18 protein-coding genes and 1 pseudogene are annotated in these 21,595 nt (G+C 36.6%); 2 read left to right on the top strand and 17 right to left on the bottom strand.

Going from position 1 to position 21,595, the window contains the following annotated elements; all coding sequences use genetic code 11:
- Positions 1–218 precede the first annotated feature (218 nt).
- From HZF24_RS06615 to HZF24_RS06605, 3 genes are all read right to left on the bottom strand, one after another.
- Positions 219–1,358 (bottom strand): collagen-like protein, encoded by a 1,140-nt coding sequence (locus tag HZF24_RS06615; RefSeq protein WP_179237500.1) that lies wholly within the window; start codon positions 1,356–1,358, stop codon positions 219–221.
- Between the two features lie 157 nt (positions 1,359–1,515).
- Positions 1,516–3,018 carry a histidine kinase N-terminal 7TM domain-containing diguanylate cyclase gene (locus HZF24_RS06610; protein ID WP_179237499.1) on the bottom strand — a complete coding sequence of 501 codons (1,503 nt, stop codon included), beginning with the start codon at positions 3,016–3,018 and terminating at the stop codon, positions 1,516–1,518.
- A 127-nt stretch (positions 3,019–3,145) separates the two neighbouring features.
- Positions 3,146–5,131 carry a sensor domain-containing diguanylate cyclase gene (locus HZF24_RS06605; protein ID WP_179237498.1) on the bottom strand — a complete coding sequence of 662 codons (1,986 nt, stop codon included), beginning with the start codon at positions 5,129–5,131 and terminating at the stop codon, positions 3,146–3,148.
- Positions 5,132–5,313: 182 nt separating this feature from the next.
- Here HZF24_RS06605 and HZF24_RS06600 point away from each other — a divergent pair, with 182 nt between their 5' ends.
- The gene (locus tag HZF24_RS06600; RefSeq protein WP_179237497.1) at positions 5,314–6,672 is read left to right on the top strand and encodes a catalase; all 1,359 of its coding nucleotides are present in this window, start codon (positions 5,314–5,316) and stop codon (positions 6,670–6,672) included.
- A 336-nt stretch (positions 6,673–7,008) separates the two neighbouring features.
- Here HZF24_RS06600 and HZF24_RS06595 read toward each other — a convergent pair whose 3' ends face one another.
- The 14 genes and pseudogenes from HZF24_RS06595 to HZF24_RS06530 form a co-directional block, all read right to left on the bottom strand.
- Positions 7,009–7,425, bottom strand: a complete 417-nt coding sequence (locus HZF24_RS06595; protein ID WP_179237496.1) for a hypothetical protein — start codon at positions 7,423–7,425, stop codon at positions 7,009–7,011.
- Positions 7,422–8,945 carry a Y-family DNA polymerase gene (locus HZF24_RS06590; protein WP_179237495.1) on the bottom strand — a complete coding sequence of 508 codons (1,524 nt, stop codon included), beginning with the start codon at positions 8,943–8,945 and terminating at the stop codon, positions 7,422–7,424. The genes HZF24_RS06595 and HZF24_RS06590 overlap by 4 nt, the downstream gene beginning before the upstream one ends.
- 224 nt (positions 8,946–9,169) lie before the next feature.
- A complete protein-coding gene (locus tag HZF24_RS06585; RefSeq protein ID WP_179237494.1) occupies positions 9,170–10,120 on the bottom strand; it encodes an NAD(P)-dependent oxidoreductase in 951 nt (316 codons plus the stop codon).
- A gap of 72 nt (positions 10,121–10,192) precedes the next feature.
- Positions 10,193–10,501, bottom strand: a complete 309-nt coding sequence (locus tag HZF24_RS06580) for an MGMT family protein (RefSeq protein WP_179237493.1) — start codon at positions 10,499–10,501, stop codon at positions 10,193–10,195.
- A 966-nt stretch (positions 10,502–11,467) separates the two neighbouring features.
- The gene (locus tag HZF24_RS06570) at positions 11,468–11,881 is read right to left on the bottom strand and encodes a RidA family protein (protein WP_179237492.1); all 414 of its coding nucleotides are present in this window, start codon (positions 11,879–11,881) and stop codon (positions 11,468–11,470) included.
- Positions 11,882–12,014: 133 nt separating this feature from the next.
- Positions 12,015–12,191, bottom strand: coding sequence for a helix-turn-helix domain-containing protein (locus tag HZF24_RS18815; protein ID WP_407695749.1), 177 nt, complete (start codon positions 12,189–12,191; stop codon positions 12,015–12,017).
- Positions 12,192–12,207: 16 nt separating this feature from the next.
- Entirely contained in the window at positions 12,208–12,657 is a 450-nt protein-coding gene (locus tag HZF24_RS06560; protein ID WP_179237491.1) for a chemotaxis protein CheX, read from the bottom strand.
- Complete coding sequence (locus tag HZF24_RS06555) at positions 12,657–13,073, bottom strand: bacteriohemerythrin (RefSeq protein ID WP_179237529.1); 417 nt, start codon at positions 13,071–13,073, stop codon at positions 12,657–12,659. The genes HZF24_RS06560 and HZF24_RS06555 overlap by 1 nt, the downstream gene beginning before the upstream one ends.
- Before the next feature lie 177 nt (positions 13,074–13,250).
- The gene (locus HZF24_RS19215) at positions 13,251–13,895 is read right to left on the bottom strand and encodes a serine hydrolase (protein WP_281372260.1); all 645 of its coding nucleotides are present in this window, start codon (positions 13,893–13,895) and stop codon (positions 13,251–13,253) included.
- Positions 13,896–13,897: 2 nt separating this feature from the next.
- Positions 13,898–14,329, bottom strand: coding sequence for a serine hydrolase (locus tag HZF24_RS19210; protein ID WP_281372259.1), 432 nt, complete (start codon positions 14,327–14,329; stop codon positions 13,898–13,900).
- A 218-nt stretch (positions 14,330–14,547) separates the two neighbouring features.
- A pseudogene (locus tag HZF24_RS06545) lies at positions 14,548–16,888 on the bottom strand (AAA domain-containing protein).
- A 466-nt stretch (positions 16,889–17,354) separates the two neighbouring features.
- The gene (locus HZF24_RS06540; RefSeq protein ID WP_179237490.1) at positions 17,355–18,251 is read right to left on the bottom strand and encodes a Fic family protein; all 897 of its coding nucleotides are present in this window, start codon (positions 18,249–18,251) and stop codon (positions 17,355–17,357) included.
- A gap of 229 nt (positions 18,252–18,480) precedes the next feature.
- Positions 18,481–19,041, bottom strand: coding sequence for a YdeI/OmpD-associated family protein (locus tag HZF24_RS06535; RefSeq protein WP_179237489.1), 561 nt, complete (start codon positions 19,039–19,041; stop codon positions 18,481–18,483).
- A 166-nt stretch (positions 19,042–19,207) separates the two neighbouring features.
- Positions 19,208–19,399, bottom strand: a complete 192-nt coding sequence (locus tag HZF24_RS06530; RefSeq protein ID WP_179237488.1) for an NUDIX hydrolase — start codon at positions 19,397–19,399, stop codon at positions 19,208–19,210.
- 387 nt (positions 19,400–19,786) lie between these two features.
- On the opposite strand from HZF24_RS06530, the gene HZF24_RS06525 reads away from it, so the two are divergent.
- On the top strand, positions 19,787–21,526 hold the full coding sequence (locus HZF24_RS06525; protein WP_179237487.1) for an ABC-F family ATP-binding cassette domain-containing protein: 1,740 nt from the start codon (positions 19,787–19,789) through the stop codon (positions 21,524–21,526).
- The last annotated feature ends 69 nt before the right edge of the window (positions 21,527–21,595 follow it).

The raw sequence follows: 21,595 nt of genomic DNA, 5'->3' as shown, positions 1-21,595 counted from the left end.
TCTCGCTTTATCTTCAGTTATTATTTTTTATTTTCAAAATAATATATTCATTAAAAAATATGATAACCATTTTATATGTTATTATTTAAGGAAGGATTTATCTCCAATAAAAAAAGCATATTTTCATAGACTAACCATAGTCCGGAATCTACGCTTTTTTATTACTTTAACAATTTATTTTATTTTCTACTCATTAATACATTAATTTTGATAATAGTTTAATTGCTTAACTGAATAATGGTTAAAGAGCGATTCATATAACCCAAAATAGGAAAAGCCGTACTGATACTTGTTCCTACTTCATCTCCCGCCGTTAAAGAGGCTTGAACAACAAACGTCGAACTGCTTCGGTTAGATATCTTAAAGAAAGTAGTAGTATCGCCAAAAATCGGTGTACCATTGACAGTAATAATAGCATTTAGATACGGTTGATCGGGATCAGGATCAGTAGTAGCTTCAGCATTAATGGATATCGTTATTTGATAAATTCCGCTTTCTCCCACCACTAATTCATTGCCTGACATACTGACTGTAATATTACTTGACAAAGGACCTACCACATTAAATGGTACAGGTACAAATGTTTCTCCAGGTACTTCTACAGTACTTCCTCTTAAAGATCCATAAGCCAACACGACTTCTCCGGTTGGACCCTGCGGGCCTTCCGGACCTGTTTCTCCCTGAGGACCTGCCGGGCCTGCTGCTCCTTGTGGGCCTTGTGGACCTGCCGGACCTGCTTCTCCCTGAGGACCTGCCGGACCTGCTTCTCCCTGTGGGCCTTCCGGACCTGCTTCTCCCTGTGGACCTTGTGGCCCTGCCGGGCCTGCCGGGCCTTGCGGACCTGCCGGACCTGCCACTCCCTGAGGGCCTGCCGGGCCTGCTGCTCCTTGTGGACCTTGTGGACCTGCCGGACCTGCTTCTCCCTGAGGACCTGCCGGACCTGCTGCTCCCTGAGGACCTGCCGGACCTGCTGCTCCCTGAGGACCTGTCGAACCTGTTTCTCCCTGTGGGCCTTGTGGACCTACTGCTCCCTGCGCACCTACCGGACCTGTTGCTCCTTGCGGACCCGCCGGACCTGTTGCTCCTTGCGGACCTGCCGGACCTGTTGCTCCTTGAGGTCCTTGTGGGCCTGCCACACCTTGTGGCCCTTGTGGACCTGCCGCTCCCTGTGGACCTGCCGGGCCTGTTGCTCCCTGCGGACCTGGAGGTCCGGGAGGACACAATGAGCAAGGCGGTATACACGGATTACAGCCCCAATTCCATGCATTATTAAAATTATCTTCTGTCGTCTTAATTTTATTGAAATCGTCATTATTAATAAATGAAACTAAATCAGAAAAGTTTTCATTCTTATTCATACAAAAAACCCCTTTTTATTAAACAGGATTTTTATAATCCATACTTTATATTTATGACATTATTTCAATTTTGTGCATCAAAAAAGGTTGTTTTATGTATTATTTTAGCATTATTTGTCAAATAATGCGGCACATACCTCAAACAACTCGCAAATATTTATTCTGCAACAGTACGGTTACGTCCGCTGTTTTTAGCTTCGTACATTGCAGCATCTGCCCTGTCCAGCATATTCTCAAACGAATGACCCTCTCCGGCCGGAGAGTGAGCGACACCGATGCTGATAGTAATGTTAATTGTATGATTTTGATAAGAAATAGGTGTGTTCTCAATAATTTTTCTCAATTCTTCAGCAATACGAAAAGTCTGTTCTACTGAAATGTTTTCCAGTAAAACAACAATTTCTTCACCTCCATAACGACCAATGATATCATCCTTGCGAAAAGTCTTCTTTATAATAGAAACGACAGTTTTTAGTACAAGGTCTCCTGCGAAATGTCCGTAAGTATCGTTGACAATCTTAAAAAAATCAAGGTCTATCATCAGCAGTGCATAGGAAAGCTGTTTAGCTTTTTCGGAATTCAGCATCAGCTTTGCAGCTTCAAATAAAGTCCCCCTGTTGTAGATGTTCATCAAAGGATCAAAAGAGGCCTGTATGCGCAGCTTTTTAAGCAGTTTTTCATTTTCAGTGACATCGTGAAGCACAATACAAATACCTTTAACCATTCTATCCTGCAGGATACAGGTTTGAGTCGACTTATAAAATCGTGTTTCATTTCCTCTTTGAATGCTCAGTTCAGTTGTATCCTTGAAACGCTCCACCCCTTCTATAGCATCCCCCGGTATTAAATTTTTAAGTTCAGGAAACAATTGCTTTGCTGCTTCATTTGCGTCCAGAAAATTAAAATCCTTATCGCAGACAATAAAAGCGTCATCCATTGATTCAATTACCTGTGCTCTTGCTAATGGTACTACATTGATCAGATTGTGGTAGCGTATTGCATAAAGCAGCAGTATCATAGAGATGGCATTTGCAATCGGAGTCGGATCGTATCGCAGCTTGGCTGTGGACAGAACATATGGTATGCTGCAAAGCGTAGGAATCAGACATGCTACCAAAAGAATCAGGCTTTGCTGCTTTTTCAGTTTGCTGCTCCCCTTTAGTTTGATAATAATCAAACGAATAATCAATAAAAAAATGAGATAGCTAAAACCGGTATACAGGTGGTAAAATGGTCCGGGATACACTCGGCAGTTGGCTATGTACCCGTTGGAGATATATTCAATATTTGAATAGAAAATTTTCATAAGCGGATATAACTGCATAGTGATTACGGTAAGAACAGGAACTGAAAACAGAAAAAACAGCTTTAGTTTGCTTAGATGCTTTTCACCGTAAATATCCCTCACAAACAGATAGCTGATGGGCAGAATGAAAGGCAAACCCGTGTACTGCATACGAACTGTGCAAAAAGCTGTTTCTAATGTAGATGAGGTTATTTCTAAAAGATAGCCAAAAGTATATAAATAAGTAGCGGCAGAAAGAAAAATTAAAAAATATGATTTATCGACATTGCGATGCTTAATAGTATACAGTATAAGAATAACCGAGCAAATAGTTGCCATAAATACAAGTATTACAAATATATTAAAATACTGCACGTTTTTCCCTCCTTTGCAGCACCTCTTATTAATAGTATATTATACCATTTTTTATAAGAAATCAATAATTATCGGAAAAGAATAAAGCTACTTACCATAACATTATCCGGAAAACTCCCTTAGATTTTTATAAAAATCTAACCTGATTTCTACCTGCATTTTTTGCTTGATATAAAGCCTTGTCAGCCATATTGAACAAATCCTGATAGGAAGAATTCAAATTCGGAATCATAGAAGTACATCCTATACTTACAGTTACATAATCACTCACAGGTGATTTTTCATGGAGAATCGCAAGATCCTCAATTTTCTGCCTCAACATGTTGGCAGTCTTTATTGACTCTTCTTTACCTGCACCGGCTAACAACACGATAAACTCTTCTCCACCGTAACGTGCTAAGATGTCGGTTGAGCGCGATAAAGATTTCTTGAGGGCATGTCCGACTTTAATAAGACACTTATCTCCTTCCATATGTCCATAAAAATCATTAAATCTTTTAAAATGATCAATATCCAGGAGCAATAAAGCTATGGGTTTTTGCTCTCTTAAACATCGGCGCCATTCACTTTTTATCATTTGAGCATATTTTCGTCTGTTCCACACACCTGTCAAAGGATCTTTAAAAGAAAATCTCTGCAAAACTTGATTTTTTCTTTCTAATTCAATGTTCTGATATTCTATTTTTTGATTGGACTCTTCCAGGTCTTTGGTTCGTTGAAATACCAATTCATCTAAATGTGCATTCATTTCAGTCAGCTTTGCAGTCATCAATTCTTCTTGTTCCAAGGCATCAGAAAATCTCTTTGCTATCAGCAAAGAATTTGTACAGGCAAAAATGAACAGTCCCAGAGGAGTAATATTTCCGGTTCTAACCAAAGCCCTTAGAAATACGAGCTCATTGTCATGCATCCATGGAGTGAAAAAAATGATATCATTTATACTACTCATCAATAGGGCTGTCGCACCTAATCCGATCAGCAAGCTATCTTTTTCTCTGTGGATGAATATTTTGATAAACACACTTATGATATAGAAAATTACACCAAAACTCCATATCTGGTATACAATGTTAGTAACTGTAAAAATCTTCGCAGGAGTAAAAAGAACAATTAATACAAAAACACCCCCCATCATTTGAGCTGCTTTGATCATTCGTATATTGAAATATTCCGGAAAAATTGCTATAAAAAACATCAGTGCAATGGGCACCCCTAAATAGTAGGTCAATGTCAGTATTTTATGGGCGATTTCCCAGCTGAATTCAGGAAATAAATAGAAAAGAAAGCATTCTCCGCTCAGCATAATTCTTATTCCGATTAAAATACAAAACAACCCAAAATACATTGGAGAGCTATCTTTTTTTCTTCTGAAAAAAAACAGAGTAAGGTGATAGGTTCCGATACACATCAAGCTTCCAAACAAAATAAATTCCATAGCCATACTTTTTAGTTTCAGCTCAAATATCTGATCTTCACTACCAAGCTTTAAACTCTCCAATATGCCGCCACTGCGATGATAAAAATTAGAAACCTGAATTAAAATCTCATTTTCTCCTTGTTGTGCCTCAAAAAAAGAAATTTGAGGCAGATATTGAGGTTTCATGGCCTCTCTGGCTTTACCCACTGTTCCGGCAGAGGCAATCAATTCTCCATTGACCCAAAGCTTGTATGCCGTACGCAGTCTTGGAATCTTTAAAGCTAATCTCTGCTCCTCCTCAGTTATGAAAATCAATCTGTAGGTTGCATAACCGTCTCCGTAATAAGTACTCTTATTGGACACATATTTGTTCCATGAACTTGGAATATCAACATACTCAATTACTATGTCGGTTTTTAATTCACCGGGATTCAGGAGCCGGTTCCAAAAAAATTCCCACTGTCCATCTAAAGAGACCACATCATTTTCAAATTCCAGTTGTGTTAAGTCCATGATTCCTGTCTCCGCCTTCGGATAAGGCTCGAAATTCCGTCCGGTTCCTAACCAAAAAATGGTGAGCATGCCTACGATTATCACTGCGATTAACTGTTTTAAATGCCGCTGCAGGCTCCCTGTTTTTGTTCCTTCTTCTTTTCTTATGATTCCACTGTTTCCTTTTGCCTTCTTGAGAATCATTTCACGTCTCCTTTCAAAACACACTGCTGCTCATGTCACTCATTATAATAAGCTTCAGACATCTGACGTGCCGTATGCGTAAAGTTGAAGCATACAGACACAAAATGGTATAATTTATGAAAACCTAGAATACACTTTATTATATTATTTTCGTGTTTTTAACACGGTTGGAGGGATTATAAATGTACAATAATCACAATCAATCTCAATCGCCTTTATCAAATGCATCTCATTCCCAAACGGTGGGTGTTCGCGGTCCCGTCCTTGTGCAGGATACCGTTCTGCATGAAACCTTGGAAGACTTTGTATTCTCCACCACACTGCCAAGACGTATCCATACAAAAGGGTATGGTGCTTTTGGATATTTTTACACCACTCACTCAATGAAGCAGTATACAAAAGCCGGGTTTTTGCAAACCCCTAATAAACAGGTGCCGGTAGCGGTGCGTTTCTCTCTGGCTTCAAGCAATAAGGGAACACCGGACACCTTAAGAAATGTGAGGGGCTTCAGCACCAGATTTTATACCGAGGAAGGAATTTTTGATTTACTCTGTAATCATCTCCCTGTCTTTTTTGTGCGGGACGCCATTCGTGTACCGGATATAATCAGCCACCTTTCGCCCTCACCGGTGAATAATCTTCCTGACCCCGAGAGACTTTGGAGCATGTTTGCCGAGTATCCCGAGTCAACGAATATGCTGATATGGTTTTTCTCGGATTTAGGAACGGTAAAGAGTCTTCGCCATATCAAGGGATATAGTGTAAGCACTTATGTCTGGCGAAATGCACAGGGTGTTCGCAACTATGTAAAATATCACTGGTTCCCTATGGCAGGTGTGCAATACATTGACCAGCAGGAGGCTCAACGACTGGCATGCGAAGACCCTGATATTGCCGGACGTGACCTGTATGACAGTATAGCAAAAGGAAATGCCGTGGAATACGAGATGCGTGTACAGCTGATGAATCCTGAAGATGCAAAGCTTCTTCCCTTTGACCCTTTGGATGATACTAAGGTATGGGATGAAGCCGTATATCCTCTCTTGCCTGTCGGACGGATGGTTTTGAACTGCAATCCTGAAAATTATGCCGATCAAGTAGACAAATTAGCATTTAATCCGGCGAATTTGCTTCCCGGTCTGGAATTTTCAGATGACAAGGTGCTGCAAGGACGTACCTTTATTTATTCGGATGCACAGCGTCACAGACTGGGTCCTGATTATCGTAATATACCCGTCAACAAACAGCTAAACTGGTCTCCTGCATCTATGGTATCCAGCGGAAACGGCAGATATGTCGCAGGTGAAATCATGCGTGCCGAAATCCCTAATCCTGACGATTTTACACAAGCAAGCCAGAGATATGAGTCCTTTTCTGCAACAGAGAAAAAGAACCTTGCAAATAATATTGCGTCGGGACTTGTGGATGCCCAGCCTAATACACAACGAACCGTCTTACGGCACTTGGAGCGGGTTTCTCCTGCACTTGCAGATATGGTCAGAAATCAAATGCTTTTGTATTCAGGTACAGTGAGAAAATAAATCCTATTGCTTCAATAGCAGATTTGATTTTCTATGATAATGGAACAAGAAATGAAGCATAATCCATGCGAAAACATAAAAAGAATCATGCTGACAAGCACGAGTCCTTTTATGTTTTCGTACTCGCTATTTGATTAACCCATTTTCAAATAACCGAACTCTCTTCCAATTCTGAATCCGTAAAAATCTTTAATCCCTTTTATTTGCTATTCCTATTGATCTCCTATAACTCTCTTATATATGCATAGGAGTAATTATTCATAATATTCTTATTACTATAATTATCCTTAAGTTTATATCAATATTATATCCGATATTGATATCTGGGACAAGTGTTTATAAATCGTATATCTGCCCATCTATTCTAATTATTTCACCTATGGGGATTACTGTTCCATCCGTCATAACTACAATACGTTCATATGCGTCTATCTTTTTAACTGTGCAGGCAGCAGTAACGTAAGCACCGCCATCCTTCTCAGCATCCGGCTGAAAGTAGGTGATTGCAATTTCAGGATGCTCTTTAAGGCGTTCTGATACGATCTGTAGCTTGTCGCTCAAGGCGCCTTTCGTATATTCGTCCAATTCTACTCTCTCATCAGTCAACCTTGCGGTTTCTTTGATGGCAGCATTATATCCGGTCAGTGCGGCAAAGGGAGAAAATTGAGCCGCCCGGTCAATAGCTGCCATATGAGGATGTGTAGTAGAAACATGGTGCGGTAGATGGATGATATCGTCATATGTCTTTGTCATGCCTTATGCCCTCCAATCTGCTTGTTCCGATCTAATGTAGTAGCACCTTCCTCCAGATTCATACCCTTTAGAACAGCGTTCTTTCCGTATTTCTTTTTTATCTCCACCATTGCTTTCTGCATCTTTTTTTCTTTTTCAAGCTCGGCTTCTTCTTTCTCTTTTTTCGACCGTTCAGCCACATAATCTGTGAAAAGGTCAAGCTGGTCAAAACTGTCCGTCTTTTGAACGGTTCCCTCGTCAACAACATGATTCGCTGTGATGTTGACTCTCCTGATCAGGAGATTTTCGTCAACAATGCGCTCAAACAACTTTGTGACGGCATCCATAATCAGTTTTGCGGAGGAGGTTTGTCTGCCAAGATTTGTCGTACCATGGGCTGATTTCGGAACGGCACGTCCGTAGTGATCAATGGTAATCGCCCCGTGATATGATTTCTTTATCTTTGGATTTATCAGATTTTCAATATCATATCCAATCGTCAAAACAAGCTGGTCGGTCACAAGCCTTTTATCCACCAGATCAAGTACCAGCAAATCGGTCATTTCACGAACAATCAGCTTCGCTTTATCAAAGGTATAGGCACATTGCAGTACCTGACCCGATCCAATACTGTTTGTGCTTGGCTTATATGCTTTGATATCGGCAATCGTACATGGCTCCCAGCCCCATGCATGGTCTATCAATAACTCCGCATTTATGCCGAACAACCTGTATAGCAATTCCTCGTTGTAGTAATCGTTGGGCTTACCGAGAGAGCACCTTGCAATATCTCCCATGGTAAAGATACCTTGTTCCTCCAGCTTCTTGGCATATCCTTTGCCAATGCGCCAAAAATCTGTCAGAGGACGGTGTGACCACAGCAAGCGACGGTAGCTCATTTCATCCAATTCAGCAATCTGTACGCCATTCTGATCCGTCGGAACATGCTTTGCCTGAATATCCATAGCGATTTTGCAAAGATACAAGTTTGTGCCGATTCCAGCCGATGCTGTAATGCCGGTCGTTTTAAGTACATCAAGAACCATTTTCGTAACAAGCTCACGGGCCGAAATGTTGTAGGTGTGCAGATAATCGGTAGCATCAACGAATACCTCATCGATGGAATAGACATGGATATCCTCCGGCGCGATGTATTTCAAGTAAATATTGTAAATACGTGTGCTGTACTCTATATAATGTGCCATTCTCGGCGGAGCAATAATATAGTCCAACGAAATACCCGGTGAAGCTTTCAATTCAGTATCGCTGAAGGAAACACCTGAAAAAGTACGCTCCGGTGCTTTGCGCAGACGTTCTGCATTTAATTCCCTGACCTTTTGCACGACCTCAAACAGCCTCGCTCTCCCGGAAATACCGTATGCTTTGAGGGAGGGGGAGACGGCGAGACAAATGGTTTTTTCGGTACGGCTTGCATCAGCGACAACAAGATTAGTGGTCATCGGGTCGAGCCCTCGTTCCACGCACTCAACCGAAGCGTAGAATGATTTTAAATCGATTGCAAAATAGGTTCTGTTCTTCATGTTTATTCTCCGGTCGCCTCCTTAAAAATTCATCTGTTTAAGATTATTTCTTTATTATTATAGTATATACAACCTCAGCTAATGACAATTGGTCTTTATGCCCTCCGTCGTAATATAGTATATTCTCGAATGTACGTTCTGGTTTCATTGTACTATAATTTCTAAACTTATGCAAGGAAAGTTAAAAAAGCAAGATAAGAAATATAATCTTATCTTGCCCTATTTTAGTCTACTCTGTTAATCGGCTGTCCTTTAGAAAAAGCTTTGATATTATCTTGGATTAATGAAACTAAGCGTTGTCTTGTTTCTAATCCCCGCCATCCCATGTGCGGAGTAATGATAACATTATCCATTGTATACAATGGACTTGCATCATCTAACGGCTCTACTTCCTGCACATCTAATCCCGCACCGGCAATTACATTATTTTGCAATGCATCAATCAATGCTTTTTCATCAACCAATCCTCCTCGCGCAGTATTGATTAAATATGCTGTCGGTTTCATCATTGCTAAAGTATCTTTATTGATCATATGCCTTGTTGATTCATTTAAAGGACAATTAAGAGAAATGAAATCACTTTGCATGAAAACTTCTTCCTTTGTTGTAAAGCTAATTTGTCCTACATTTTCTCTTGGAGTTCTGACCGATACCAAAACTTTCATTCCCAACGCTTGCGCTACTTTGATTATTTCTTTTGCAATATTTCCATAACCGATAACCCCCAATGTTTTGCCATTTAATTCAACATGGTCTACCATTAAGTGCTTATGGAAATTATCATGATTACCTTCTGAAAGCATACGAATCTGTTTTTGCATTGAGCTTGCCAGATTTAAAATCAAAAGAATTGCTGTATGCGCCACTCGTTCGCTGCTATACGCAGGGATGTTGCATAATATGATTCCTTTTTCGCGTACAGCATCCAAATCTATATTGTTATATCCGGTTCCGGCTTCACAAATCATCTTTACGCTATCAGGGAATTTTCTGATAATGTCCCCTCTGACTTTCATTTCTTTTGTTACAACGACTGCGAAACCGTCAACTCGTTCCAAAATTTTATCTTCGGGCGTTTCATCATAGATTACCACTTCAGATGCAATTTGTGAGTAATCAACATTCCCATCATAATTTACCACGCCGGCATTTAGTACCACAGTTTTATCATTCATAATTTTGTCTCCTTTATAATTATTCAAGTGCATTCAGAAAACCAGCAGCAATAACTCTCTGTAAGTTTACTGTCAGCATTCCCATTGATACTTCTTTAAATCAACATGTGTTTCGTCTTTCAGCGTAATGCCCTCATTGCGAAGCAAGTCACCTTGTTCAATCCATCCCGGTGCCAGTCTGCCGGCGTGATTAACTACTCTATGGCAGGGATATTCTCCATAATACTCTGCCTTGCTGAGGACTTTTCCAACAAGTCTTGCGTTTTTATCTCTGCCGATTAACTTTGCAATTTGTCCATATGTAGAGACACAACCCTCCGGAATTTCCTCTACAACAGAAAGAATTTCATAAATTAAATCTTCTTCTAAAACTCGCTTCATAGAACCTTTATATATTCCTTTCTTTTTACAAATTAGCTGTATTAATTATAGCATGACAACTTTTATTTTTCGACACCTAATTTTATAAAGATAAAAGATAAAGCTAAAATCCTCAGCGTACTGAAGGTTAGCTTTATCTGCTTTTCAAATTGCAATTACATTATCACTTTTGAAAATCATGCGCTTGGCGATTTTTCCCTTGGGCTCATGAAAATAATCATTGAAAACAAACTTGTTCATAGATAAATCCTCCTTTAACTTAAGTTAAACTTTAATATACCCCAATTTGGGCATATAATAACTAATTTATTTTCTGCAAAATATTCAAAAAATACCGCCTGAAGCTGGTGAGTGCTAGGTTTGATATTCTTTCTTTAGCCTTTGCTTTTCTTCATACATCATTTTATCTGCCTTTTCAATTAATGTGCCCTAAATCTATATCCATGCCGGTGCAGAAATAAAATAATCCGTGGCTTGCCATAATATTATAAGGAAACTCTTCTTGTATATTACTGTTGATAGAAGAAGCTGCCCCAAAAAGAATGTACAAAAATACATATAGCTGAAACGACTACACTAACCGTATGCATACTAACAAGTGTTACACTGTATATGTGATCTGCACCATTATTTATAATTGTCCAATCCATATACACCCAAAAAATTGACAAAAAAATATTAGCTAAAGAGATTAAACGGATTCTGCCTAGAACAAGCATATTGTTATACTTCTCAAACTCATTTTGTTCTATGTCTGAGCGACTTATTAATAATTTTAATCCTTCCTTCATGCATTCCATAGGTTTGTTCCTTTTATTGTTAACATAACTTCTTCTCAAGATGTAATAAACAGCATTACAAACCTACAGAAATGCTGTTAAAGCAAAATATATTATAACAAATAACAGTCGAGAAACAAGATATTTTGCTTAGGACGCATCGAATTAGTTCAACTTTATACTTCAATCATTTTGTATTATTATCTACTGCTGCTACTGCTTCAATTTCCACCAATTGATTTGTATATCCTAATACTGTAACTCCGGACAAGGTACTTGGAACATCATGATTACCAAACTCTTTTCTTATTGTTTCCCATGCAGTTACCAAATCTGACTGATCGTGAGATGCCACAAGAACTCTGGTATATACTACGTCTTCCAAGGCAGCCCCACAGTCCTTCAGTGCTTCCTTCAAATTCTCTACACAAAGTTTTGCCTGAAGCTCATAATCACTCAAACTGGGTACTTCTCCGCTTTTATCAATGGGACATGCCCCCGCCAAAAATAATAAGTCCATTCCGGAGGGTATACGTCCGGCATAAGCATAGTCTACCGTAGCTAAATTTTTAGAATGAATTAATGATATTTTTTTCTTCACTTTGATTCTCTCCTTTTTTTGTTATAATATCTTTTACCCCCGTACCTCTTTTACCTCCGTTAAGTCATTGATTGCCGCAACAATTCTACGCAGACCTTCTTCCAACATTATTGTACTCTGATTCTGTACATTCTCAACAATTAGTTCTGGATATAACTATATCCCTATATGCACCCGGCGAAATACCAATAAAGGCAGTAAAGAAGTTAGTGAAATGACTCTGGTCGGAGAAACCAGTTCTAAATGCAGCATAGCACGTAGTGTTTTGGGCGTATATAATTAAAAAACGATCCTTATTAAGAACCGTCACATTAATTTGTTGTTATTTACTTGCTTTTATCCAGCTTTATACTTAAACAAACATTTCCTACAGATGTAACTATACAAATATCCTTATCTACGTGGTATTCTTTGTCATCCTCAGCAGTTGCCACATATGGAGGAAGTATGTCACAAATAATATTAGTTTCTGCCAGCATGCTAAAAACATTTCCGCTTATTATATTTGCAATTTCTGAAATAGCCGATGTAACAAAATCATCTATACTGTCTATTTCCATTCCACTGATAATATTCACCACGTTGAGAGATGTTTTGTCATCAAACTTATATACAACCTTACCTGTTAAGTCACCGGTTACTCCTATGCAAATATTTAAACACTTATTATGGTCGAAATTTTCTGCCGATGTTTCTGAAACATCCTGAAGATCCAGCATAAGGTTAAATACATTTTTTGTTGCTTCGAAAAAAGGATTTTGGATATTTTCTATCATTATATTCCCTCCCTCTTAGCAGCATAGTCTGCAATTTTTTGATCTTCTGCAGCTACATGGTTAATAAGCCATGTTAATAGTCTTCCTGCAAATTTTTGTATTAAAGCATCGTTATAGCCGCTTTTTTCGTATTCCTCCGAAACCTCCAATACAAAGCTTACCATATTGTCATGGATTTGTTTGTGCTTTTCATAATCAGGATAGCCTATTTTCAGCTGATATTCTTCTTCATCCCTAAAATGCTCTACCACATATGCCTTCATAAATTCCAATGTTTCATTAACCTTTTGAGCCTTTTTCTCTCCTAATGTAGTAGAACGAATAACTTTCAGAAAATCTTCCACACGATTGAATAACTCTTTGTGTTGATTATCTATTAATTCCACTCCTACTTCATACTTGTCCTTCCAAAACATAAAAATCCCGCCTTTCTCTTTCATATAATAAAATTAAAATATCATTGATTATATATCGTCATTAACATTAAAAAATAAACCTTTAATTCTTCAATAACCGCTTTAACAGGTATATTTCCTTTTTACCACAAGTATCCCAAACATTGAAGGGTCCTTACTGTTTTGAGTGAAACAGTATTAGCAATATGTCGACATCGAATTTTTTATAATTGGAGTACTATACCCATAATTACTGAAAATAAATTTTATTTCTTCTTCATCTACACAGCATTTTGGTCCAATGATAATTTCTTTAATTACAGATTTATTTTTAAGTTCTCCAAAATTCAGATCAACAAAAGGAATTAGTGTAGATCTCGTACTTCTATATTTAAAAAGACTGATAACTCCATTTAAAGGGATTTGCATATATCCTCCTCCATAATAAATCGGTCCCATAGAAATCTGCAGTTTATTATAGGTTGATAAGCTATTAAATATATTTTTATTAAATAATTTTCCTCCAAAGAACGCTTTTATAAATATCATTAATTCATGAGCATTAGTAATACATCCCCCACTTGCACCACAGCTAATCACAAGCTTAGGACGGTAAATGATTTGATTCATATAATAGATTTGAGGTATCAGATCATTTTCATTTTCCGGAAGATATGTATGGGATAGCTCAAGGGGGTCAAAAATATATTTTTTATATGCTTCGGATAGTTTGAAGCTACTTACATTTTCTATTAATTTACCTAGTAAATCAAAATTAATATCTGCATAATAAGCTTTTCTTTCCTTTCTTGGTGCAAATCGAGGTTTTAAATTCTTAACCATATCTAGCATATCAATAAAAGTGATATAAAATCCTCTAAAATAACTCGATTCCTCACACTGTCTTTTCCTTCTAAATACACATCTGGCAGTCCGCTTGTCTGAAACAGTAAGTCAGATATTGTTAATTCCAAAGAATAATCCTTACCATTATAAATATGAATTCCTTTTATAATATTTTCATCAAAATACTCAGATATTTTATCATTTAAGGATAATTTCCTCTGTTCCAATAATATTAAAATACAAGTAGTAGTAAATAGCTTCGTGATACTTGCCATAAGAAATGGTGAATTTAATCCCTTGCCACCATATCCTTTGGAAAGTGAGAACTCTCCATTTTTGCTTTCTATCAGTAAAATCCCTTCATTGATTTTCTTTGAGTTTGTAAATTTATTGAAAACTTTTTCAAATTTCTCGCTTCCAATATCCACCATAGCTACTTCCCCCTTATATTTAATAAAAACTCCTGCTTTCCAATCAAACCTATCTTTCGATTCAATTCTTTAAGCGGATGGCTGTGATTCTGATGACCATTGGACCTGATACCCCTTGGCGGCATGGTATCTTTACTTATTTTCCAAGTCTCAACCTTTTTTAATAAATAGCTATACTAATTATTGTTGAATCTAATATCCTCTTCCTATTGATTTCCCTACACCAATTCTTCTAACTTCAACTCTATTATTTCTTTCTCGCCGCTTCTGTTAGTACTAAATCTCAAAATCGGGATATTATATAAATTTAATATACGGTCTTTTAATTGATCTCTTTCAGCCTGAACCGTTCCTTCCTTATGAAAATCATACCCATCTACTTCTACAGCCAGGACAGGTCGCTTGCTCAATCTGTTATAAATAAGAAAATCTAAATGAGTTGCCGGATTCATAGCATATTCACATTCTCTGTCATTTAATAAATCGGGATTACGTATTAGCATATTTAAAGGGAAATGACACACTACATCCAAGCTTGCATAATTATTTGCACTTAAAATATCAGAAATAAGTGCATACATCAGATTTTCAGAATCATATTCTGAAATCTGCTTATGTGTACTTAAATACTTTTGTCTCGCTGCCGTATATTGTTTATATAAATAATCAAATATAGAATATATTTTGCTATCGCGCACCTCAAAATTATTATATTTGATATAGGCAATTAAATCACTAATGTTTTTTTCCGGAGATTGCTCATTCCCAGACACAACCACAACCAATTTTTTCTTAGCTCTTGAAACGGCTACGTTCAATAGATACGGATCATCAGCAAAATCTGAAATTTCATCATCAACCGTTGAAATAATAATAACATCCTTTTCTCTGCCTTGAAATTTATGGACAGTTGCAGCATCTATTTCTCCCAACTGCTTGTCTATAGCTTTCACCTGATTTCTATATGGCGCAATTATACTAATTTTACTCATTTCTGTTTGTAAGCTTGGTAAAATTTCTTTCACTATTACATCAATCTGCCTCTGACTATAGTGGTCTCTCTCATGATTACCCTTTACTGTCTTCATTGCAGCAAGCACATTTTCCTCACCATTATCATCTGTCATAATAATAAGCTCGCCCCTGTAAAACTTTTGATTACAGAAATTAATTATTTTAGGATGACACCGATAATGTTCCCGTAATAACACTTGTCTTACATCAGGCATAATATCTAAAACAGACTGCAGAAAACTATTGGTAAATTGATACCCTTTATTAATATTAAAATCCTTAAATATCGCTTCTGACTGCTTCTTCATTTCTTCTTCAACCACATTAGGTAATTGCTTGATATCTCCAACTATAACTGAGTTTTTTGCAGATGAAAGAGATAATGCACCTGTTGCAATATCAACCTGTGATGCTTCATCCATAATTAAATAGTCATACACCACATCACTATTCAGGCTCGCTCTCGACGAAAATGTAGTGCTTAATATTACCGGATACTCCGCTAATACTCTTTGAGGATCTTTCCATAAAATTTGTCTCATTTAAGTATTCATCAAAGTATTTTTGTTCCAGTTCCAACTGTGCCAGTTCCTGTTTAAGACATGCTAATCTTTCCTGTCTATCAAAAACAACACTTAATTGTCCTGATTTTCTTTTCACCTCGTCCAGAGAATTTAACGTTGTATCCTGAACCATCCAATCTGAAAACTGTGGATATGTTCTTTCCTGACTTCTTATAAATTCTTTTTTATTCTCCACATTACCCAGAGATGCTACTATAAAACCTAAATTGTATTTTGATGACGAGAGCTTTTCATATACATTTTCAATTGCAGCATTATTATTTGAAACTACTTGTACAGTTTTTCTCTGAAGCAAAATATTGGAAATAATATTTAAAATCGTTTGTGTTTTTCCGGTTCCCGGAGGTCCCTGAATAACACTTACTTGATTCTCCAATGCATTTTTTACAGCTTTGTACTGACTCTTGTTGCACCCAAAGGGAAATATAGGGATTGTCTCTTTTTCCATTATACTATCTTTCTTTGCAGGATTTAAGTATTTAGCCAAAGATGTTTTTTCAACATGCAGTATTTTTTCATATCGCTTTTCTAATATTTTTTCATCTGTGTCCTTATTCCTTAAATTATTTAACCGGGAAATCTGTTTTAAGTATTCAAATACATTTTTTGACTTATCATCTATGAGACATGACTTGCTGATGTTTAGTTCATCTCTCCTGTAATCTCTTTCACTGCCGTTACCAAAACAAATATGCCAGTATTCCGTTCCTTTTCCACGAAAAACGCAAATTGCCTGCACATCAAAAAATTCTTTTCCCTCTCTGCTTATGCGATATGAATTCGGATTTAATACTTCAGGATCTTTTAACCATTCTACACTTAAGTAGGCATAGCTGAACACTTTCCCGGAGCCAATGAAAATTACATCCCATTTTTTAGAGTTTGGGTTATATCTGCAAGAGGATATGTTTTTAGTTTTTATTTCGCCTTTAATAATAATCATATGTTTTTTTGTATTCATTTGCTATATCTCACTAGCAGTATGTGCAAAAATTGCACATACTGAATCTTCCTCTAATTCATCATCCAAAAATACCCTTTTTAATTGTTTATTTCTTTTGCAAGCATGACAATTCTTGATCAAACCATATTTTAATGTCATCTCATATATCTAAAACAGAATCATCTAACGATATGGGAAGTCCACGGCAACCGCCATCACAATGACCTATTTCTCTTTTTCTGCCACATCCATATCCCTTTTCAGTTCCTGCAAAATTGGATGAAATGTTTTGATAGTGTCAGTGCACTCCTTTTCGTAATAGTATAAAAATAAATGCTTATTCCATTTGATAAACTTGAAAACAAACTGACCGGCTGAATTACGGTGTAATATATAAACTCAAAATGTGTTTTTTACTTTCAATTTCAAAACTAAATATCTCATCGTAGCATCCCATTGCTCTGGGAGTTATTTCGTCTGTAAACTAATCTTCATAGGGGATTTTAAAATAATCCAGATACTTTTTAAATTTATCCTGTGCACTAAGGCAGGTATCAAGAAGATATCCTCTTTCATTTTTCCATTCTCTCAGACCTCGATAATAGAACATTTTGAGATTATCATCAATAATAAAGGGAACGATATTGTTTTTTAAGCACTCTTTAAATGCAATAAGCCTGCCCACACGACCATTACCGTCTTGAAAGGGGTGAATAGATTCAAAGTGGTAATGAAAATCAATAATCTCCTCCAAGGTTTTTTCTTTTTTTGTGTTGTACTTGCTTAAGAGTTCTTTTATACTTATCGAAACTCCCTCCGGTAATGTAGTTTCCTGTCCTCCCACTTCATTTGGAAGCTTTTTATAATCACCTACCACGAACCAATCTTTTCGACTGTCGGATGTGCCGCTTTTCAAAACAGCGTGTAACTGTTTTATAAATGTTTCGTTCAAAACATGCCCTGCACTATCAATCACCATATCAATGCACTTAAAATGATTTACTGTTTCTACGATATCATCCACATTCACGGCACCTTCATCAAAACCGATAGTATTTGTTTCAAAAATATACCGTGTCTGATCATGCGTTAATTTACTTCCCTCAATGCGGTTAGAATTATAAGTGAATTCAATTTGAACTTTATGATAAATTCCTCCCGGTATTTTAGAAGCTTTTTCTGCTCTTAAAAATTCACACAATGTGGCAGGCACATTTGAGCGTTTATTTACTCTCTCCGGTTTTTTAGCAGTTTCAGGAATATTCCATGTCTTTCCTGATAAGAATGCACCGGGGATTTTTCCATCGGCACAATAACCACGTACACTGCGCTGTGACACTCCCCAACGATTCGCTGCCTCAGAAACTGAAATATATCTCATTGGCTTTCCTCCCCTTGGTATATGAATATAGTATACCAAATTATCGGCAAAATATCAACTTAAATAAAAGTAATTTTTCTTGTTTTTTTGCCGATAATGATTTTATCTGATTCCTCCCGGGATAGTGGAACAGGGAAGAAATCCAAATTGTCATGGCTCGCAGAGAGTGCTTGGACTTCGTAGTAAAAACTTGCACCAAAACTCATTGTCAAATAAAAATATAAAGGCGCTACATTGGCTTTAAATTTTTATTGAGTCTTTCTACCATCCAGGAAAAGCGCTTGGCACGCCCTGCGTCTGTCTTCGCATCAAAATATGCCCGTGTATAAGTTTTCTGGACAGATGGAGACATCGACATAAAATTGGAGTAGGCAGCGTCAAAGTCTTTTAACATGAATGTTATCAACGCAATCTGTTCTTCCGTAATTTCAGCTGGTTTTACAATGTTCCACTGTCCATTTTTCTTGGCTTCTTCAATTTTTTGCCTGCCGTTATCCGTCATGATTCCTTGCTGATCCAACAGCTTTACCAATCCCTTGTTTTTCTCTGACCACTTACTGTTATTTCTGCGTAAAGAAAAATATTTTTTATAAGTCTTGTTGTCAATGCTTTTCATTTGTCCGTCAATCCATCCGAAGCAAAGTGCTTCTTCAAGCGCTTCGCTTGCGGTTATTGTTTCCGGGCCGCCTGCCTTGCCAAATAGCAGCCAAATACCGTCGCTGGATAGGCAATTCGCTGACAGCCACTTTCTAAATTCTTCCCGATTGGGAAATTGCAAGATTGTACTCACAGGGTTTCCTCCTTTAAACAAATTCCTATTTACCTACATATTGCATAAATCATTAATAGGGATCATATCTACTAAATCTTATTTCATTTCCAAATTTCTTCTATTCCCGCTCATGGTGAAGAGACAGAATAAATGGTAACACTCAAGTGCATAAAATACTTGTTCGTTACTCCAACCATGTGTTAACTCTGTTTATGAGTTTTGAATAGAGATATACATCTCGGTCTGTAAATAATTCTTCATTTATTTTTTCAATCAGAAACCACTTAACACCGCTATTTTCATCAGGATTTACGACTAAAGAGTCTTCTTCGTTTGCCGTAAACAGATATGCTATTAATTCCCATAATCTTACCATAAATATAACGAAAAGGATAGAAAAATTACTAAGTATATTGAACGTTTTCTATTCTTTAAATTCACTTGTTTTCTATTTTCAAAGGTTCTACTATAAATTTCTTTTAGGCATTTTGTCCTAAAAACACAATATATTGTGGTCAATCTCTAACTTTTCTCATCAAAACCACAATTCTGCATCAGAGTCACGCACTCAACGTTCCTTGTGGCTTTGATGTCAGGGTACATTTCTAAAAATTTTTAATATGAAATGATTGAATTTTGTCATAAAAAATGTTATGCTACCCGAGGTAAACAAAAATGAATTACATAATTACAATTGGAAAGATTATATATTGAAGAACTTAGTTTTATAAGCTCTTTTTAAGTGATAAAGAAAGGTAATAATATGATAAAAGTTGAAAACTTGTCCTACTCATTTCCACAAAAAAATCTATATAATAAGATTTCATTTACATTAGAAGATGGTCAGCATTGCGCTTTTATAGGCACAAGTGGAAGTGGAAAAAGCACACTGATAGATATAATTATGGATCCAGAGAAATATATGTTTGATGGTAAATTAGAGATAGACCCAAATTGTAGGATTGGGTATGTAAGTCAGTTCTCACAACTGGACAAACCAAAAGAAACTACTGTTTTTGAATATATAGGCGAAAGGTATATTAAGCTGCAAAATGAAATAACATCCATTTGTGCCGAAATGGAAACATCTTCGGATATAGATACCTTGCTGGAAAAGTACCAGCAAGCACAAGACGCGTTTGATGCAATTAACGGAGATGAATTTGAAAGCAACATTAATAAAAAACTCAATCTTGCAGACTTAAGTAATCATAAGGATTTAATGATATCTGAGCTTAGCGGCGGCGAATTTAAACTTGTTCAGGTTATTAAGGAAATGCTTAATCGTCCTGACTTAATAATTATGGATGAACCGGATGTGTTTTTAGACTTTGAAAATATCAATTCTCTTAAAAATCTGATTAATTCTCATAAAGAAACAATTTTAGTTATTACTCACAACAGATATCTGTTGAATCATTGCTTTAATAAAATTTTACACCTTGAAAACATGGAACTCCAGGAATTTGACGGAACATATATTGATTATAACTTTTCATTACTGCAGGCTAAAATTGAGTTACAGGAGCTTGCTGCTGCCGATGATGAAGAAATAAAGAGAAACCATATTTTAATCAATAAATTAAGATTTCTTGCAACTGAAGTTTCTGATGCATCTAAAGGAAGAGCCTTGAAAGCCAGGGTTAAAATTCAGCAAAGATTAATGGAACGCAGGATTAAGACACCATTCGTAGATATTAAACAGCCGGATATCAGTCTAGCTACTGATAATAAAATCGAAGAAACCATTGCTTTAAAAGTTAATGATTATAGTGTTGCCTTTGATGAAATACTTTTAGAGAATGTTAATTTTGAGATTAAATCTACTGATAAAGTAGCTCTTATCGGTCCAAACGGTACAGGAAAAACAACTTTATTGAAGGATATCTATAAAAATGAGCATGCTTCCATTGAAATAAACGGTGATGTTAAAGTTGCTTATTTATCTCAAAATCAAGGAGAAATACTAAACGAAAGCAATACAATACTTGAAGAGTTTGCAGATGTTGGATTTGAAACTTATCAGGAAATTAAATCATATCTTTCGAGTTATTGTTTTAATGAAAAACTCGTTAATCAAAAGATAGGCTCTTTATCTGGTGGAGAAAAAAACATACTGCAATTGGCTAAAGTTTCAGCTACTAACGCCAGCATGTTGCTGCTCGATGAACCTACAAGCCATTTGGACACCTATTCACAAATAGCACTTGAAAAGGCCATAGAAAACTATAACGGTGCAATTTTAATGATTTCTCATGATTATTATTTTATAGTAAATTGTATGGATTATGTTTTAATCATTGAAGATAAGACAATCAGAAAAATGAGTATGCGAAAATTCAGACAGATGATTTATGCCAAACATTTTGACAAAGACTATTTAGAAATTGAACAAAAGAAAAAATTCGTTGAAACAGAAATAGCATTAGCCTTAAAAAATACTGATTTTGAGCTTGCGAAAACCTTATCTAAAAAATTAGAGGACCTGATTAAGTTACTTTAAAACTTGTATTGATGTAATTTATAAGAAAATTACAGTTTTTTAAATGACAAGTAAATATTCAAATTATAT

It is taken from the genome of Sedimentibacter hydroxybenzoicus DSM 7310 (assembly GCF_013403245.1).
Lineage (GTDB): Bacteria > Bacillota > Clostridia > Tissierellales > Sedimentibacteraceae > Sedimentibacter > Sedimentibacter hydroxybenzoicus.
The sequence above is the reverse complement of the archived record's forward strand: the minus strand, read 5'-3'. Positions and strand labels throughout refer to the sequence as shown.

Excerpts from the sequence above, each read along its gene's own strand:
- HZF24_RS06560 (WP_179237491.1), bottom strand. The coding sequence starts at position 12,657 with ATGATAGAAAATATCCAAAATCCTTTTTTCGAAGCAACAAAAAATGTA.
- HZF24_RS06540 (WP_179237490.1), bottom strand. The coding sequence starts at position 18,251 with ATGAGATATATTTCAGTTTCTGAGGCAGCGAATCGTTGGGGAGTGTCA.
- HZF24_RS06585 (WP_179237494.1), bottom strand. The coding sequence starts at position 10,120 with ATGAATGATAAAACTGTGGTACTAAATGCCGGCGTGGTAAATTATGAT.
- HZF24_RS19215 (WP_281372260.1), bottom strand. The coding sequence starts at position 13,895 with ATGGTTAAGAATTTAAAACCTCGATTTGCACCAAGAAAGGAAAGAAAA.
- HZF24_RS06595 (WP_179237496.1), bottom strand. The coding sequence starts at position 7,425 with ATGACAAAGACATATGACGATATCATCCATCTACCGCACCATGTTTCT.
- HZF24_RS19210 (WP_281372259.1), bottom strand. The coding sequence starts at position 14,329 with ATGGTGGATATTGGAAGCGAGAAATTTGAAAAAGTTTTCAATAAATTT.
- HZF24_RS06530 (WP_179237488.1), bottom strand. The coding sequence starts at position 19,399 with ATGGTAAGATTATGGGAATTAATAGCATATCTGTTTACGGCAAACGAA.
- HZF24_RS06555 (WP_179237529.1), bottom strand. The coding sequence starts at position 13,073 with ATGTTTTGGAAGGACAAGTATGAAGTAGGAGTGGAATTAATAGATAAT.
- HZF24_RS06580 (WP_179237493.1), bottom strand. The coding sequence starts at position 10,501 with ATGAAGCGAGTTTTAGAAGAAGATTTAATTTATGAAATTCTTTCTGTT.
- HZF24_RS06615 (WP_179237500.1), bottom strand. The coding sequence starts at position 1,358 with ATGAATAAGAATGAAAACTTTTCTGATTTAGTTTCATTTATTAATAAT.
- HZF24_RS06600 (WP_179237497.1), top strand. The coding sequence starts at position 5,314 with ATGTACAATAATCACAATCAATCTCAATCGCCTTTATCAAATGCATCT.
- HZF24_RS06605 (WP_179237498.1), bottom strand. The coding sequence starts at position 5,131 with ATGATTCTCAAGAAGGCAAAAGGAAACAGTGGAATCATAAGAAAAGAA.
- HZF24_RS06525 (WP_179237487.1), top strand. The coding sequence starts at position 19,787 with ATGATAAAAGTTGAAAACTTGTCCTACTCATTTCCACAAAAAAATCTA.
- HZF24_RS06590 (WP_179237495.1), bottom strand. The coding sequence starts at position 8,945 with ATGAAGAACAGAACCTATTTTGCAATCGATTTAAAATCATTCTACGCT.